This window comes from Roseovarius salinarum, assembly GCF_002834145.1.
Classification (GTDB): Bacteria; Pseudomonadota; Alphaproteobacteria; order Rhodobacterales; family Rhodobacteraceae; genus Roseovarius; species Roseovarius salinarum.
In genome coordinates, this window is the sequence record NZ_PHNT01000023.1 from 1 (window position 1) to 13356 (window position 13356).

The following is a 13356-nucleotide window of genomic DNA, read 5'->3' on the forward strand; positions in this document are numbered from 1 at the left end:
CGCGCGCGGCGCCGCGCGAGCGTCCAGGCGCGGGTCTCGCTGTCGTGGGCGGGGGCCATGTGCCAGCGCGTCTCGACGCCCGCCGCGCCGCCGTCGCCCGGCGTGAGCAGCAGCCCCAGCGGGGCATGCGCCCCCTCGGCCGCGCCGGTCTCGGCGGCCAGGTGCAGCCGGCGCACCGGTGTCAGCCCCGGCGCCTCGGGCAGTTCGGCCACCACCAGCGGCACCGCGCCGCTGCGCAGCGCCTCCTCCAGTGTCCACAGCAGGTCCTCGGCGCGCTGCGGCGCGAGGAAGGTGAAGCGCCCCGGCTCGGCGAAAGCCGCCATGCCGTCGGGGTTCAGCCCGCCCGCCTGCCAGCCCGGCGCGATCCAGAACACCGGCCCCCCGGTCGCGCCGGCGACGATCATCGCAAGCGTGCGCCGGGCGGGGCCGCAGACCTCGTGCGCGCGGGCCAGCGGCAGGGCGAGGCCGCCCGCGACCTCCAGCGCGGGGCGGCGGCGGTGCGGGCGACGATCGAGCAGGGCGGCGGCGGTTTCCATGCCCGCGAGGATAGTATGTTCCTTTTTTGTTCTCAACGGCGGACCCGGGAAAATCCGGGGTGACGTGCCCGTCAGAAACGTTAGGGTTCGCGCCCAAGAGGAGACAGCCGGAAAAAGGACCGACGCATCATGAAAATGAACCCGCTGGGCCGCACCGGCCTCATGGTCAGCGAACTCTGCCTGGGGTCGATGACGTGGGGGACACAGAACACGCCCGCGGAGGGCCACGCCCAGATCGACCGCGCGCTCGAGCGGGGGGTGAACCTCATCGACACCGCCGAGATGTACCCGGTCAACCCGACCCGGGCCGAGACGGTCGGCCGCACCGAGGAGATCATCGGCGAATGGGTCGCCAAGTCCGGCCGCCGCGACGCGGTGATCCTGGCCACCAAGCATTCCGGCGAGGGGTTCCGCCACGCCCGCGGCGGCGCGCCCATCACCGCCGAGACGATCCCGGGCGCGATCGAGGGGTCGCTGCGGCGGCTCGGGACCGACTGCATCGACCTCTACCAGTTCCACTGGCCGAACCGGGGCAGCTACATGTTCCGGCAGAACTGGAGCTACGATCCCTCCGGGCAGGACCGCGCACGGACGCTGGGCAACATGCACGAGACGCTCGAGGCGCTGCGGGCACAGGTGGACAAGGGCAACATCCGCCACTTCGGCCTGTCCAACGAAACCGCCTGGGGCACGGCGCAATGGCTGCGCGCGGCCGAGGCGACGGCCGGGCCGCGCCCCGCCGCCATCCAGAACGAGTATTCGCTGATGTGCCGGCTGTTCGACACCGACCTCGCGGAACTGGCCGTGAACGAGGATGTCGGCCTTCTGGCCTTCTCGCCGCTGGCCGCGGGGCTGCTGACCGGCAAGTACCAGGGCGGCGCGGTGCCCGCGAGCTCGCGCATGACGCTCAACGAAACGCTGGGCGGGCGCGCCACCGCCCGCGCCTTCGCGGCGGTGGACGCCTACCTGGACATCGCGCGGCGCCACGGGCTGGACCCGTCCCGGATGGCGCTGGCATGGTGCCTGACTCGCCCCTTCATGACCTCGGTCATCTTCGGCGCGCGGACGATGGCGCAACTCGACCTTGCACTCGATGCGGCCGAAACAACGCTGTCGCAGGAAGTGCTGGACGAGATCGACGCGGCGCACCGCGCCCACCCGATGCCCTTCTGACCGCCTGGCGCAGCCGGGCCGCTGCCAGGCGGTGCGGCTGCGCCGCGCACGATTCCCGGTGTGAGGGGCCAGCCCCTCACGCTCCCCGGAGTACTTGTGCCAAGGTGAAGACGGGTGTGCCCCCTCGTCTTCATCTTGCCCGAAATACTCCCGCCGGAGGCATCCGCCGGCGGCCGCGCGTGCGGGCGCCAGCGGCAGGGTGCGGTCAGCGGCGCGCGAGCGCGTCCCGGTGCCGGCGCAGGTAACCGGGCAGTTCGCGGGCGGTGACGGCGGCCTCGCGCACGAGGTGGTCGAAATGTGCGGTGATCGCCTGCACCCGTTCGGTGTCGCGGAACGCGAGGTAGTTCCGGCCGATGTAGATCACCGCCAGGAGCGGGCCGAAGACCGTGACCGGGGCCGAGTAGACCCGGCGCGCGTCGAACAGGTAGAGCCGCAGGCGCGGGTAGAGCTGCTCGGTCACCTCGAGGAACCGGTCGATCTGGGCGCGGCGCACCGTGACCGGCAGCCCCTCGTAATAGCCCTCGCCGCGCGCGAAGCTGTCGATCTCGAACATGGGCAGCGCGATCTCGTAGTCCGACTGCGTGCCGCGCATCCACGCCAGCCGGTCGTGCGAGGCCCCGATCGCCTGGTCGGTGCTGCGGCCCAGGTGGGGGGCGTATTCCCATTCCAGCATCGCGCGGGTCTTGAGCATGTCGGGCAGGCCAGCGGGCACGTGGCGGATCTTGTAGCCCGCCGCCTCGCGGTGCCAGGCGAAGATCTGTTCGTCGACCAGCGCGCGCGGCGCCTCGGTCAGCGACAGCGAGGTCGCGAGGATGTCGGCGGCCGTTTCGGGGCGGTCGGTCAGCCCGAGCAGCCAGTCGGCCGAGACGCCGAGGGTCGCGGCGCATTCGCCGACCACCTGCGCGTTGGGCAGGCGCGCCCCGGTGCCGGCGAGCAGCTGCGAGACGGTCGAGCGGTCCACGCCCACGGCGCGGGCCAGCGCGCTCTGGCTGGTGCCGCGCTGGCGCATCGCCTCGGACAGGCGCGTGCGGAACAGGTCGGCCCTTTGCCGTTTGTCGGTTTTTTCACTCATGTGTTCATAAATAACAACATTGCGGAAAAATGTTAACCATATACGGACTCCCGCAGCCGGGCCCGCTCAAGGTAACAAGATGGCGATCAACGAAAACGAGGTGAACGATGGAGACGCGGCAGCGCACGTTGGTGAAGGCTGTTCTTTGGAATGTCCTTGGTCTGGTCACGATGGCCCTTGTCGGGCTGGTCGCGACCGGGTCGGCGCGGCTGGGGGGCATGCTCGCCGTGCTCAACACCGGGGTCGGGCTGTGCTGCTATGTCGTCTACGAACGTGTCTGGGCGCGCATCGCCTGGGGGGTGCGCCGTGGCTGAGCGGGCGCGGGGCGCGCGGATCGAGTGGCCGACGCTGGCGTTGCTTGCGCTGTGCTACGGCGGCTGGGCGCTGGGCACCACATGGGCCGCCGCGGCCTGGCTGCCGCTGGGCATCGTGGTGACGGGGCTGTTCATCGCCTGGCATTCCTCGCTGTGCCACGAGGCGCTGCACGGCCATCCCTTCCGCAACGAGGGTCTGAACGAGGCGCTGGTCTTTCCCGCGCTGACGCTGGTGGTGCCTTACCGCCGGTTCCGCGACACGCACCTTGCCCATCACCAGGATTCCAACCTGACCGACCCCTACGACGACCCGGAATCGAATTTCTGGGACCCTGCCGTGTGGCGGACCCTGCCGGGGTGGGTGCAGGCCGTTCTTCGGGTCAACAACACGCTGGCCGGCCGTCTTGTCCTCGGCCCGCTGATCGGGCAGATCGCCTTCATGGCCGGGGACTGGCGAGCGATCCGCGCGGGCGACCGGGCCGTGGCGCAGGCCTGGCTGGTGCATCTGCCGGCGGCGGCGCTGGTGCTGGCCTGGGTGCTCTGGGCGCCGATCCCGGTCTGGGCCTACCTCCTGTCGGCCTACATCGGGCTGGCGATCCTGAAGATCCGCACCTTCCTTGAACACCGCGCGCACGAACGCGCCAGCGGCCGCACGGTCATCATCGAGGATCGCGGCCCGCTGGCGTGGATCTTCCTCAACAACAACCTTCACGTTGTCCATCACATGCACCCGGCCGTGCCGTGGTACGAACTGCCGCGACTCTACGCCCGCAACCGCGCGCATTACCTGAGCCGCAACGGCGGCTACCTCTACCGCTCCTACGGCGAGATCTTCCGCCGGCATTTCCTGCGCGCGAAGGACCCGGTGCCGCATCCGCTCTGGCCCAGGGAGTGATTCCGGGGCATCACGGGCCGCATGGAGGCCTGGATCATCCTGTCGGTCGCCGCGGCGGCCTTCCAGACGCTGCGGTTCATGCTGCAGAAGCAGCTGAGCATGGGCGCGCTGTCCGCGCTGGGCGCGACATTCGCGCGGTTCGCGTGGTCGGCCCCCTTCGCCGCGCTGCTGGCGGGGGTGGCCCTGGGCGCGACCGGCGCGGGGCTGCCGCGGCTTTCGCCCGCGTTCTGGGCCCATGCGCTGGGCGGGGGGCTGGCGCAGATCCTGGCCACCTGGTGCGTGGTCGCGCTTTTCGCGCGGCGCAACTTTGCCGTGGGCATCACCCTGAAGAAGACCGAGGTGCTGCAGACTGCGCTGGTCGGCTTCGTGCTGCTGGGCGATCGGACGGGACCGGCGGCGCTGGCGGCGATCGCAGGCGGGCTGGCCGGCGTGCTGGTCCTCTCGCGGGGGCCGGACAGTGTCGCGCGGCAGGGCGTATTCAACCGCGCCGCTGGGCTCGGGCTGGCCTCGGGCGCGCTGTTCGCCGTCTCGGCGGTGGGTTACCGCGGCGCGACGCTGGAGGTGGCCAGCGACCTGCCCCTGCTGCGCGCCGTCGTCACGCTGGCGGTTGTGACCGCCGCGCAGGCGATGGGCATGGCCTTCTGGCTGGCGTGGCGCGACCGGGCACAGCTGGCCCGCGTGGCCGCTGCCGCGCGCCCGGGGCTGGCGATGGGGCTTTGCAGCCTTGGCGGCAGCCTGTGCTGGTTCACGGCCTTCACCCTGCAGAACGCGGCGCTGGTCTTTGCGGTGGGGCAGGTGGAGGTGATCTTCTCGCTCGCGGTCTCGGCGCTGGTGTTCCGTGAACGCACGACACTGCGCGAGATGTCGGGCATCGCGCTGCTGACGGCGAGCATCGTGGCGCTGGTGCTGGTCGCCTGACCGTCACAGGGCGCGTTCGTGCCCCGCGCCGCGCAGCCGCAGCAGCAGGCTTTCCTCGTCGTCGTTGCGGAAGAAGGGCACCGTCTCGGGCGGGTTCGGGTCGTGAGCGCGCGCGGCGACCTCGGCCAGCACCACCTCGGTGATGAACGGCAGGTCGAGCGCGCGCGCCTCGGCCAACGGCACCCAGTGCAGGTGCGACAACTCGTCCTGTGCGCCGGAGAAATCGTCGAGGTCGCCGGCGATCTCGCCGGCGTCCACGAGGAAGAACCGCGCATCGAAGCGCCGCGGCCGGCCCGGCGGGGTGATGGCGCGGAAAACGAACTGCAGCGCGTGCGCCGAGGGCCGCAGGCCCTTGGCGGCGAAGTCTTTCCAGTCGGGCGGGGGCGCGTCCCATGCGCCGGGCAAGCCAAGCGCGAGGCCCGTTTCCTCCCACAGTTCGCGGATCGCGGCGGCGGCCAGAGCGTGCGACAGGTCAACGTCGCAATCTTCCTGCAGGCGGGCGGCGCACACGGCCGGCAACGGGCGCGCAAGCGGCACGCGCGCGTCGTCCGTGTCCAGCGCGCCGCCGGGAAAGACGAACTTGCTGGGCATGAAGGCGGCGCCCGATCCCCGCTGGCCCATCAGAACGCGCGGCGCGGTCTCGCGGTCGCGCAGCGCGATGACGGTGGCGGCGTCGCGGATCGCGCTCTTGTCGGTGGTGTCGCTGCTCATGCCTGACCTTTCCGGCGCGAAAGGATCAGCTGTGGTCCCCGCCGAACCCGTGCATCAGCCGGGCCCACTGGAAGGCCACCATCGCCCCCTTCAGCCGCGGCAGAAGGTACAGCGATAGCGTCACGCAGCCAACCGCGAAAATCGTGAACAGGACCAGCGGCTCGGGCCGCCACGTCACGAAGGCGACGTGCAGCAGCGGCGCCATCAGGTGCCCCACGATCAGGATCGTCAGATACGCCGGCCCGTCGTCGGCGCGGTGGTGAAGCAGTTCCTCGCGGCACACCGTGCAGGTGTCGCGGACCTGGAGATAGCTTTTCAGCATCGGCCCCGCGCCGCAGTTCGGGCAGCGCCGGCGCAACCCCTTCCAGACGGCGGGCCACAGCGGGCGTTCCGCAAGCTTTGCCGTTTCGTCGTTCATCGCGTTTCCTTCCAAAACTGCCCCCAACGTGGGGCAACCCGGCGGTCATAGAAAGGCGCGCCGACGTCGTTGCGGCGCCATGTCGCAAACCTGTGCGCGCCGGGGATGAAAAAACCGGCACCTCGCCGCGACGGAAATCTGTCCGGGCCACGTATCAGGTATCGGATGCACGGGGCAATGCCCGCCGCGTCCGCCGAACAAGGCCCGGCATGGCCCGGGTGGACACTTGACAGGAGAGACCGATGACGAAGACGACAGCAATCCTCGCCCTGACCGCCGCGCTGGGTGCGGGCATCTGGATGGTATCCCCGGCCGGTGCACAGGGCATGATGCAGGGATACGGCAAACAGGGCTGCCCGCACGGGATGATGCACGGGATGATGCACGGGGCGCGCCAAGGTGGCATGATGAAGGGCCACGGCCAGGGCGGCGCGATGTTCGATCGCATGGACGTTGACGGCGACGGCAAGATCTCTCGCACCGAGATGACCTCGCCGATGCAGGCGCGGTTCGCGGCCGCCGACGCGGACGGTGACGGCGCATTGACCGAGGAGGAGATCAGCGCGCGGATACAGGCGCGCATGGCCGACCGCGTGGCGCGGATGATGGAGCGCCGCGACGTCGACGGCGACGGCAGGATCACGCTGGAAGAGATGCGTGCGAGCCGTGGCGCGATGATGTTCGAACGCCTGGATGCCGACGGCGACGGCGCCATCTCGGCCGATGAGTTCGACGCCAGGCCGATGCGCGGCCCGCGCGGTGGCCGGAACTGACGTGGCACGGGCCGGCCGGGCGCGCCCGGCCGGCCCGGCGCGATTGTAACCGGCCCACGGGCGGGCTAGGCCGGGATCATGCGGATGCCGCGCGACGCGATGGACCAGGATGCCGAAGGGGCGGACGATGCGCTTGTGGCGCGCTTCGCCGACGGTGATGCCGCTGCCGCGCGGCTGCTCACGCAGCGCCTGGTGCCGCGGGCCTACGCGCACGCAGTGCGGCTTCTGGGCAACCATGCCGAGGCCGAGGACATCGCGCAGGAGGCGATGCTGCGGCTCTGGCGCACCGCACCGCGCTGGCGACCGGGGGAGGCGCGGGTGACGACATGGCTGTATCGCGTGGTCGCCAACCTGTGCACCGACCGGCTGCGGCGGGCCGGGCGCGATTCGTTCGACCTGGACGCCGTGCCCGAGCCGCCCGGTGGCGCGCCGGGGGCCGAGGAGGCCCTGCAGAGTGCCGATCGCGCCGCGGCGCTGCAGGCGGCGCTGGCGCGTTTGCCGCTACGGCAGCGGCAGGCGTTGGTGCTGCGGCACATCGAGGGGCTTGCCAACCCGCGCATCGCCGAGATCATGGAGACCAGCACCGAGGCCGTCGAAAGCCTGACGGCGCGCGGGCGGCGGGCGCTGGCCGCCGAACTCGAAGGCCGGCGCGCGGACCTGGGGTATGACGCATGACCGAGACTGACATGGACAGCACCGCGCTGAAGGCGCATTTCGAGGCCGCGCGGCAGCACGCGCCGTCGCCGCCCGATGCGCTGATGGCACGGGTGATGGCCGATGCCCTGGCCGAGCAGGCGGCGGCGCCGGACGTGGCCGCGCCGGCGCGGGGACGCTGGGCCGAGTTGCTGCGGGCCCTGGGCGGTTGGCCGGCTGTTGCCGGGCTGGCCTGCGCGACGCTCGCCGGCGTCTGGATCGGGGCGTTCCCGCCGGTGGGCCTTCAGACGGCCGCCGGGGGGCTGCTGACGCCCGATGCCGCGCTCTACACCGTCGACGTGATGCCGGCGACGGCATTCGATGCAAGCGAGGGACCGTCGTGATGACCAACGAAACGCAACCGGGGCCGCCCCGCATGAAACTCTGGCTGCGGCTGGTATTGGCGGGATCGCTGGCGTTGAACCTGCTGGTCGTGGGGGCGGTCGCGGGCGCGGTGATCACGCACAAGCCCTGGCGGGGGCACCACGCGCCGCGCCTTGACGGCGTCGGCGGGCCGCTGACCCGCGCGCTGGCGCCCCAGGATCGCCGGGCCATCGCGCGCGGGATGCGGCGGGCCTACCACGACGGGCGCCCGGCCCGCGCCGAGATCCGCGCGGCGTTCGAGGCGCTCATCGCCGATCTCGAGGCCGGTCCGTTTGACGCGGACGCGGTCGCCGCGCACCTGGAACGCCAGCGGTCGGTGCTGGCCGAACGTCTCGCGGTGGGTCAGGAACTGCTGCTCGACCGTCTGAACGAAATGAGCGAGGCCGAACGCGCGGCCTATGCCGGGCGGCTGCGTGCGGTTCTGGCAGAGCATCGCCGCCATCACGGGCGGTGACCGCGGCCGTCAGGCAGCGGAGCGCGTGGCGAAGGTGACCGTGTTGCGCCCGCCGGCCTTGGCGCCGTAAAGCGCGCGGTCGGCGCGGTTCAGCAGGCCGTGGACATCGGGCGACGCGCCGTTGCCCGCCCTGCCCGCGTCCAGGGCCACCCCGATGCTGATCGTGACGGGGATGCGCGCGCCCGCGACCTCAATCGGCGCCTGCCGCACGATGCGGCAAAGCCGTGCGGCGGTCTGCCGGGCGCGCTGGCGGGGGGTGTCGGGCAGCGCGATCAGGAATTCCTCGCCACCGATGCGCGCGAGCAGATCGTCGCCGCGCAGGTTGGCCTGCAACAGCTGGGCCACCCGGCAAAGCACGGCGTCGCCCGCGGCATGGCCGTGGGTGTCGTTGACCTGCTTGAAATGGTCGAGGTCGGCCACCATCACGGCGAACGGCCGTCCCTCCTGCGCCGAGGTTGTCGCCAGCCGGTCGAGGAACGGTAGCGCGTGCCGGCGATTGTAGAGCCCCGTGAGCGGGTCGGTCATTGCCGCGCGCAACCGGTCCTGAATCCGGTCGCGCAGCCGGTCGTTGCGCTGCTTCTGGCGCAGTTGCGCGTCGAGGCGCACCGCGAGTTCCTCCGGGTCGGTGGGCCCGAGCGCGGCATCGTCGGCGCCCATGTCCAGAAGGCGCGCGGCGAGGGCCTGGTCGGGTTCATCGAGGACCGCGACGACGGGGCGGCGCCGGGTCTGCGGCCGCGCCCGCAACTCGGCCAGCATGCGCAGCGCGGATTCGCTGTCGGCGGGCGGCACCGCGAGGATGAACAGATCGGGCGCCGCACCCCCGGACACCGCGCGGATCATCTCGCCCGCGCCGAGGGCGTCGAAATGGTTGCGCCCGGTTTCCGCCAGTTGCGCGCGCAGGCCGCGCGCCGCGCGCGCGTCCGGGGCAACCACCGCCACGCGGCCGGGCGCCGCGAAGGGCGGCGGCGCCTCGGCGAAGCCGTGGGGTTGCACGGTGCCCGCGTGCAGGTGCAGGTCGTCGTCGCCGTGATGGCGGCGCAGAAGGCAGCGCAGCCGCGCCAGAAGAAGCTGTTCCTCGAACGGTTTCTCGAGCACGTCGTCGGCACCGGCGCGCAACGCCGCACGGCGCGACGGCCGGTCGGCGTGTGCCTGCATGAGCACCAGCGGCGTGGCTGCCAGCGCGGGGTCGGCGCGCAACGCGTGGACGAGATCCGCGCCCTGCGCGTCGGGCAGATCGGCGCCGGCCAGCACGAGGTCGGGCCGGGTTTGCGCGGCCAGCGCGCGCGCCTCGGCGCCCGAGGTGGCCTCGGCCACCTCGTAGTAGGCCGCGGCAAGCTTGACCTTTAGGACGATCCTGTTGGTCGCCACCGCGTCGACGATCAGGATTTTGCCTGACATGTGGCCCCGTGCCTTTCCGGTTTGTCGTTTGATTGCTCCGACTATCCGTGGCAGAGGTTAAGAAAACCTTTCCGGGAATTAGGACTGATGAACCCTTCGCGCGACCATGCCGAAACCGTCGGACTGAAGTGCTTGGCCTGGCTGGCGGGCAACGAGGACCTCCTGCCGGTTTTCCTCGGCGCCACCGGCGCGGGCGAGGCCGACCTGCGCGAGCGCGCGCAAGACCCTGAATTCCTTGGCTCCGTTCTGGATTTCGTCATGCTCGACGATGCCTGGGTCACGGATTTCTGCGCATCCGCGGGGCTCGAGCCGAGCGCGCCGATGACCGCGCGCGCGGCCCTGCCCGGGGGCGAGACGGTTCACTGGACATGAACGGCACGTCTCCGCCCGCGGTCATGAAGGTTGACGCGGTCCTGTTCGACAAGGACGGAACGCTTTTCGATTTCCATGCCACCTGGAGCCGCTGGGCGGAGGCGGTGATCGATGAGCTTTCGGGCGGCGACGCGGGCCTGCGGGCGCGCATCGCGGGGGCCATCGGTTTCGACCTCGCCGCCGGCCGCTTCGATCCCGCCAGCCCGGTGATCGCCGGCACGCACCGCGAGGCATCCGAGTTGCTCGTCTCCGTGTTGTCCGGCTGGTCGCTGGCGCAGGTCGAGGATTACCTCGCCCGCCGCGCGGCGCATGCGCCGCTGGAGCCGCCGGTGCCGCTGGTGCCCTTCCTCGAGGATCTCGCGGCGCGCGGGCTGCAACTGGGCGTGGTGACCAACGACACCGAGGCGGGGGCACGGGCGCACCTGCGCACCGCGGGCATCGAGGCGCATTTCGATTTCATCGCCGGGTTCGATTCCGGGCACGGCGCCAAGCCGGAGCCGGGCCCGCTGCTGGCCTTCGCCCGCGCGGCGGGGCATGCACCCGCGCGCGTGGCCATGGTGGGCGACAGCACCCACGACCTGATCGCCGGCCGCGCGGCCGGGATGCAGGTGCTCGCGGTGCTCACCGGCATGGCCGAGGCGCAGGAACTGGCCCCGCACGCCGACGCGGTGCTGCCCGACATCGGCCATATCCCCCGCTGGCTGACGCCATGACGCGCCATCCGCTGTTCGGCCTGGCGCTGGCGACGTTCTCCGCGCTGGTGATCACGCCGGACGCGCTGTTCATGCGGATCTCGGGCATGGAGGGGATCCAGATGGTCGGCTGGCGCGGCACCCTGATGGGACTCGTGCTGCTGACCGCCTGGGGCCTGACCGCCAGGGCACGCGCGCGCGACCTGGGCGCGCTGGCCTCGGGGTTCGGGCTGGTCATCGTGGCCTGCCAGTATTTCAACGCGACGCTGTTCAGCCTGTCGATCGCCGCGGCCCCGGTGCCGGTGGTGCTGTTCGGGGTGGCCACCGTGCCGGTCTTCGCCGCGCTTTTCGCGCGTGCCCTGATGGGCGAGCCGACGCGCCCGGCCACGTGGATCACCATCGCGGCGGTGCTGTCGGGCATCGGCATCGCGGTCTTCGGCGACGCGGGGGAGGACATCGCGCTCAACCGTGCGGCGCTGCGCGGGGCGTTGGGCGGGCTGGGCGTCGCCGCGGTGCTCGCGCTCAACTTCGTGGTGCTGCGCGCGCGCCCCGACCTGCCGATCCTTCTGCTGATCGGCACCGGGGCGTTGCTGGCGGGGCTGACGGGCACGGCCGTGACCGGCCCGGCGGCGATGAGCCAGGGGACTGTCTGGGCGATCGCGGTGACCGGGCTGGTGATCCTGCCGGTCTCGTTCTTCGGGCTGTCGCTGGCATCGCGCTACACCCAGGCGGCCAACGTGAGCCTTCTGCTGCTGCTCGAGACGGTGCTGGGGCCGTTCTGGGTCTGGCTGGGCACCGGCGCGGCGCCCACCCCGATGATGGTGCTGGGCGGGGCTGTCGTGATCGTGAGCCTGGCGGTCTATCTTCTGGTCACGGGGCGGCGAAGGCTTCAAAAAACGACAGGATAAGTCGCAAAACGGCACACGCGCCCCGGGGGCGGAGTGGTTCCATGGCATGTGACGCAACCAGGGAGAGCTCACATGGCGACAGCGGCAGCACGCAAACGACGCGGTGGCGGCCGCGCGGGCAACGCCGCGCGGCGCGGGGGTGCGGCGATCGAACAGATGCCTTGGTCACCGCCCGTCAACATCGACCGGCCGACCGAGCCGCTGGACGAGGCCGGCGTCCAGGCCATCCACGACGGCGCGATGCGCATCCTCGAGGAAATCGGCGTGGCGTTCCTGCACCCCGAGGCCGTGGAGATCCTGCGCGCCTCGGGCGGCTGCGACATCGAGGGCGAGAACGTCCGCATGGGCCGCGATTTCGTGATGGAGATGATCGCGAAGGCACCGGGCAGCTGGACCATCACGCCGCGCAACCCCGACCGCGCGATCACGCTGGGCGGCACGAACCTGTTGTTCGGCAACGTGTCGTCGCCGCCCAACTTCTGGGACATGGAGCTGGGCCGCAAGATGCCCGGCACGCGCGAGATGTGCCGCAACTTCCTCAAGCTCAGCCAGTTCTTCAACTGCATCCACTTCGTCGGCGGCTACCCGGTCGAGCCGCAGGACATCCACGCCAGCGTGCGTCACCTCGATGTTCTCTACGACAAGCTCACGCTGACCGACAAGGTCGCCCATGCCTACGCGCTGGGGCGCGAGCGGGTGGACGACGTGATGGAGATGGTGCGCATCTCCGGCGGGTTGAGCCACGAGGATTTCGAGGCAACGCCGCGGATGTACACCAACATCAACTCGACCTCGCCGCTCAAGCACGACTACCCCATGCTCGACGGCTGGATGCGGCTGGCCGAGCGCAACCAGGGCCTGATCGTCACGCCATTCACGCTCGCCGGTGCCATGGCGCCGGTGACCATGGCCGGCGCGGTGGCGCAAAGCCTGGCGGAATCGCTGTGCGCGGTGGTGCTGGCGCAGGTGATCCGCCCGGGCGCCTGCACGGCGATCGGCACCTTCACCTCGAACGTGGACATGAAATCGGGCGCGCCCGCCTTCGGCACGCCCGAATACATGCGCGCCACGCAGATGACCGGGCAGCTGGCGCGGTTCTACGGGCTGCCCATGCGCGCCAGCGGCGTCTGCGCGGCCAACGTGCCCGACGGGCAGGCGATGTGGGAGACCTCCAACAGCCTGTGGGCGGGCGTGCAGGCGGGGGCCAACATGATCTATCACGCCGCCGGCTGGCTGGAGGGCGGGCTGATCGCGAGCCCCGAGAAATTCGTGATGGACTGCGAACTGTTGCAGCAGGTGCAACGCTACATGGACCCCAAGCTGACGGCCACGACGCCCGAGGACATCGCGGTGGACGCGATCGCCGAAGTGGGCGGGCAGGGGCATTTCTTCGGCATCGAGCACACGCAGGAGCGTTACACCACCGCTTTCTACCAGCCCTACCTGTCGGACTGGCGCAACTACGAGGCGTGGGAGGCCGCCGGCGGCATCTGGACGGCGCAGCGCGCCCACCAGGTCTATCGCGACATCCTCGCGGGGTTCGAGGCCCCGGTAATGGACCCGGCCGCGCAGGAAGAGCTGTCCGCCTTCGTCGAGCGGCGCAAGGCCGAGGGCGGCGCGCCCACGGACTTCTGACGCCGGGCCG

Annotated in this window: 17 protein-coding genes; 12 read left to right on the plus strand and 5 right to left on the minus strand. The window is 71.2% G+C overall.

Translation table 11 applies throughout. From position 1 onward, the window contains the following. A partial coding sequence (locus tag CEF10_RS15435) for a hypothetical protein (protein WP_198586216.1) occupies positions 1-536 on the minus strand: 536 nt, incomplete at its 3' end. A 129-nt stretch (positions 537-665) separates the two neighbouring features. Here CEF10_RS15435 and CEF10_RS15440 point away from each other — a divergent pair. Further along, positions 666-1709 (plus strand): aldo/keto reductase, encoded by a 1044-nt coding sequence (locus CEF10_RS15440; RefSeq protein ID WP_101069075.1) that lies wholly within the window; start codon positions 666-668, stop codon positions 1707-1709. Between the two features lie 205 nt (positions 1710-1914). Here CEF10_RS15440 and CEF10_RS15445 read toward each other — a convergent pair whose 3' ends face one another. Then, positions 1915-2781, minus strand: coding sequence for a helix-turn-helix domain-containing protein (locus CEF10_RS15445; protein WP_101069076.1), 867 nt, complete (start codon positions 2779-2781; stop codon positions 1915-1917). 107 nt (positions 2782-2888) lie between these two features. Here CEF10_RS15445 and CEF10_RS15450 point away from each other — a divergent pair, with 107 nt between their 5' ends. Genes CEF10_RS15450 through CEF10_RS15460 form a run of 3 tightly spaced genes read left to right on the plus strand, consistent with a single transcriptional unit; the run spans position 2889 to position 4908 of the window. Next, positions 2889-3095 carry a DUF2061 domain-containing protein gene (locus CEF10_RS15450; RefSeq protein ID WP_101069077.1) on the plus strand — a complete coding sequence of 69 codons (207 nt, stop codon included), beginning with the start codon at positions 2889-2891 and terminating at the stop codon, positions 3093-3095. Next, positions 3088-3990: a fatty acid desaturase gene (locus tag CEF10_RS15455; RefSeq protein WP_232796535.1), complete on the plus strand. Its 903-nt coding sequence runs from the start codon at positions 3088-3090 to the stop codon at positions 3988-3990. Before CEF10_RS15450 ends, CEF10_RS15455 begins: the two co-directional genes overlap by 8 nt. Before the next feature lie 21 nt (positions 3991-4011). Beyond that, a complete protein-coding gene (locus CEF10_RS15460) occupies positions 4012-4908 on the plus strand; it encodes a DMT family transporter (RefSeq protein WP_101069079.1) in 897 nt (298 codons plus the stop codon). A gap of 3 nt (positions 4909-4911) precedes the next feature. On the opposite strand, the gene CEF10_RS15465 is transcribed toward CEF10_RS15460, so the two are convergent. Together CEF10_RS15465 and CEF10_RS15470 are read right to left on the minus strand one after the other, a co-directional pair. Beyond that, a complete protein-coding gene (locus CEF10_RS15465) occupies positions 4912-5619 on the minus strand; it encodes an NUDIX hydrolase (protein WP_101069080.1) in 708 nt (235 codons plus the stop codon). Between the two features lie 25 nt (positions 5620-5644). Further along, positions 5645-6037 carry a DUF983 domain-containing protein gene (locus CEF10_RS15470; protein WP_101069081.1) on the minus strand — a complete coding sequence of 131 codons (393 nt, stop codon included), beginning with the start codon at positions 6035-6037 and terminating at the stop codon, positions 5645-5647. A 242-nt stretch (positions 6038-6279) separates the two neighbouring features. Here CEF10_RS15470 and CEF10_RS15475 point away from each other — a divergent pair, with 242 nt between their 5' ends. From CEF10_RS15475 to CEF10_RS15490, 4 genes are all read left to right on the plus strand, one after another. Next, positions 6280-6810: an EF-hand domain-containing protein gene (locus tag CEF10_RS15475; RefSeq protein WP_101069082.1), complete on the plus strand. Its 531-nt coding sequence runs from the start codon at positions 6280-6282 to the stop codon at positions 6808-6810. A 78-nt stretch (positions 6811-6888) separates the two neighbouring features. After that, positions 6889-7485, plus strand: coding sequence for an RNA polymerase sigma factor (locus tag CEF10_RS15480; protein WP_101069083.1), 597 nt, complete (start codon positions 6889-6891; stop codon positions 7483-7485). Continuing rightward, on the plus strand, positions 7482-7847 hold the full coding sequence (locus CEF10_RS15485) for a hypothetical protein (RefSeq protein ID WP_101069084.1): 366 nt from the start codon (positions 7482-7484) through the stop codon (positions 7845-7847). Before CEF10_RS15480 ends, CEF10_RS15485 begins: the two co-directional genes overlap by 4 nt. A gap of 32 nt (positions 7848-7879) precedes the next feature. Next, a complete protein-coding gene (locus CEF10_RS15490) occupies positions 7880-8341 on the plus strand; it encodes a periplasmic heavy metal sensor (RefSeq protein WP_232796536.1) in 462 nt (153 codons plus the stop codon). A gap of 9 nt (positions 8342-8350) precedes the next feature. Here CEF10_RS15490 and CEF10_RS17370 read toward each other — a convergent pair whose 3' ends face one another. Continuing rightward, on the minus strand, positions 8351-9739 hold the full coding sequence (locus CEF10_RS17370) for a diguanylate cyclase (protein WP_101069086.1): 1389 nt from the start codon (positions 9737-9739) through the stop codon (positions 8351-8353). Positions 9740-9826: 87 nt separating this feature from the next. Between CEF10_RS17370 and CEF10_RS15500 the strand changes: the two genes are divergently transcribed. The 4 genes from CEF10_RS15500 to CEF10_RS15515 all read left to right on the plus strand — a co-directional run bounded on the left by CEF10_RS15500 (position 9827) and on the right by CEF10_RS15515 (position 13346). After that, positions 9827-10111 (plus strand): DUF3572 domain-containing protein, encoded by a 285-nt coding sequence (locus tag CEF10_RS15500; protein ID WP_101069087.1) that lies wholly within the window; start codon positions 9827-9829, stop codon positions 10109-10111. A 23-nt stretch (positions 10112-10134) separates the two neighbouring features. Continuing rightward, positions 10135-10824, plus strand: coding sequence for an HAD family hydrolase (locus CEF10_RS15505; RefSeq protein WP_101069088.1), 690 nt, complete (start codon positions 10135-10137; stop codon positions 10822-10824). Beyond that, positions 10821-11711, plus strand: coding sequence for a DMT family transporter (locus CEF10_RS15510; RefSeq protein WP_101069089.1), 891 nt, complete (start codon positions 10821-10823; stop codon positions 11709-11711). Before CEF10_RS15505 ends, CEF10_RS15510 begins: the two co-directional genes overlap by 4 nt. A 72-nt stretch (positions 11712-11783) precedes the next feature. Next, complete coding sequence (locus tag CEF10_RS15515; protein WP_101069090.1) at positions 11784-13346, plus strand: trimethylamine methyltransferase family protein; 1563 nt, start codon at positions 11784-11786, stop codon at positions 13344-13346. The last annotated feature ends 10 nt before the right edge of the window (positions 13347-13356 follow it).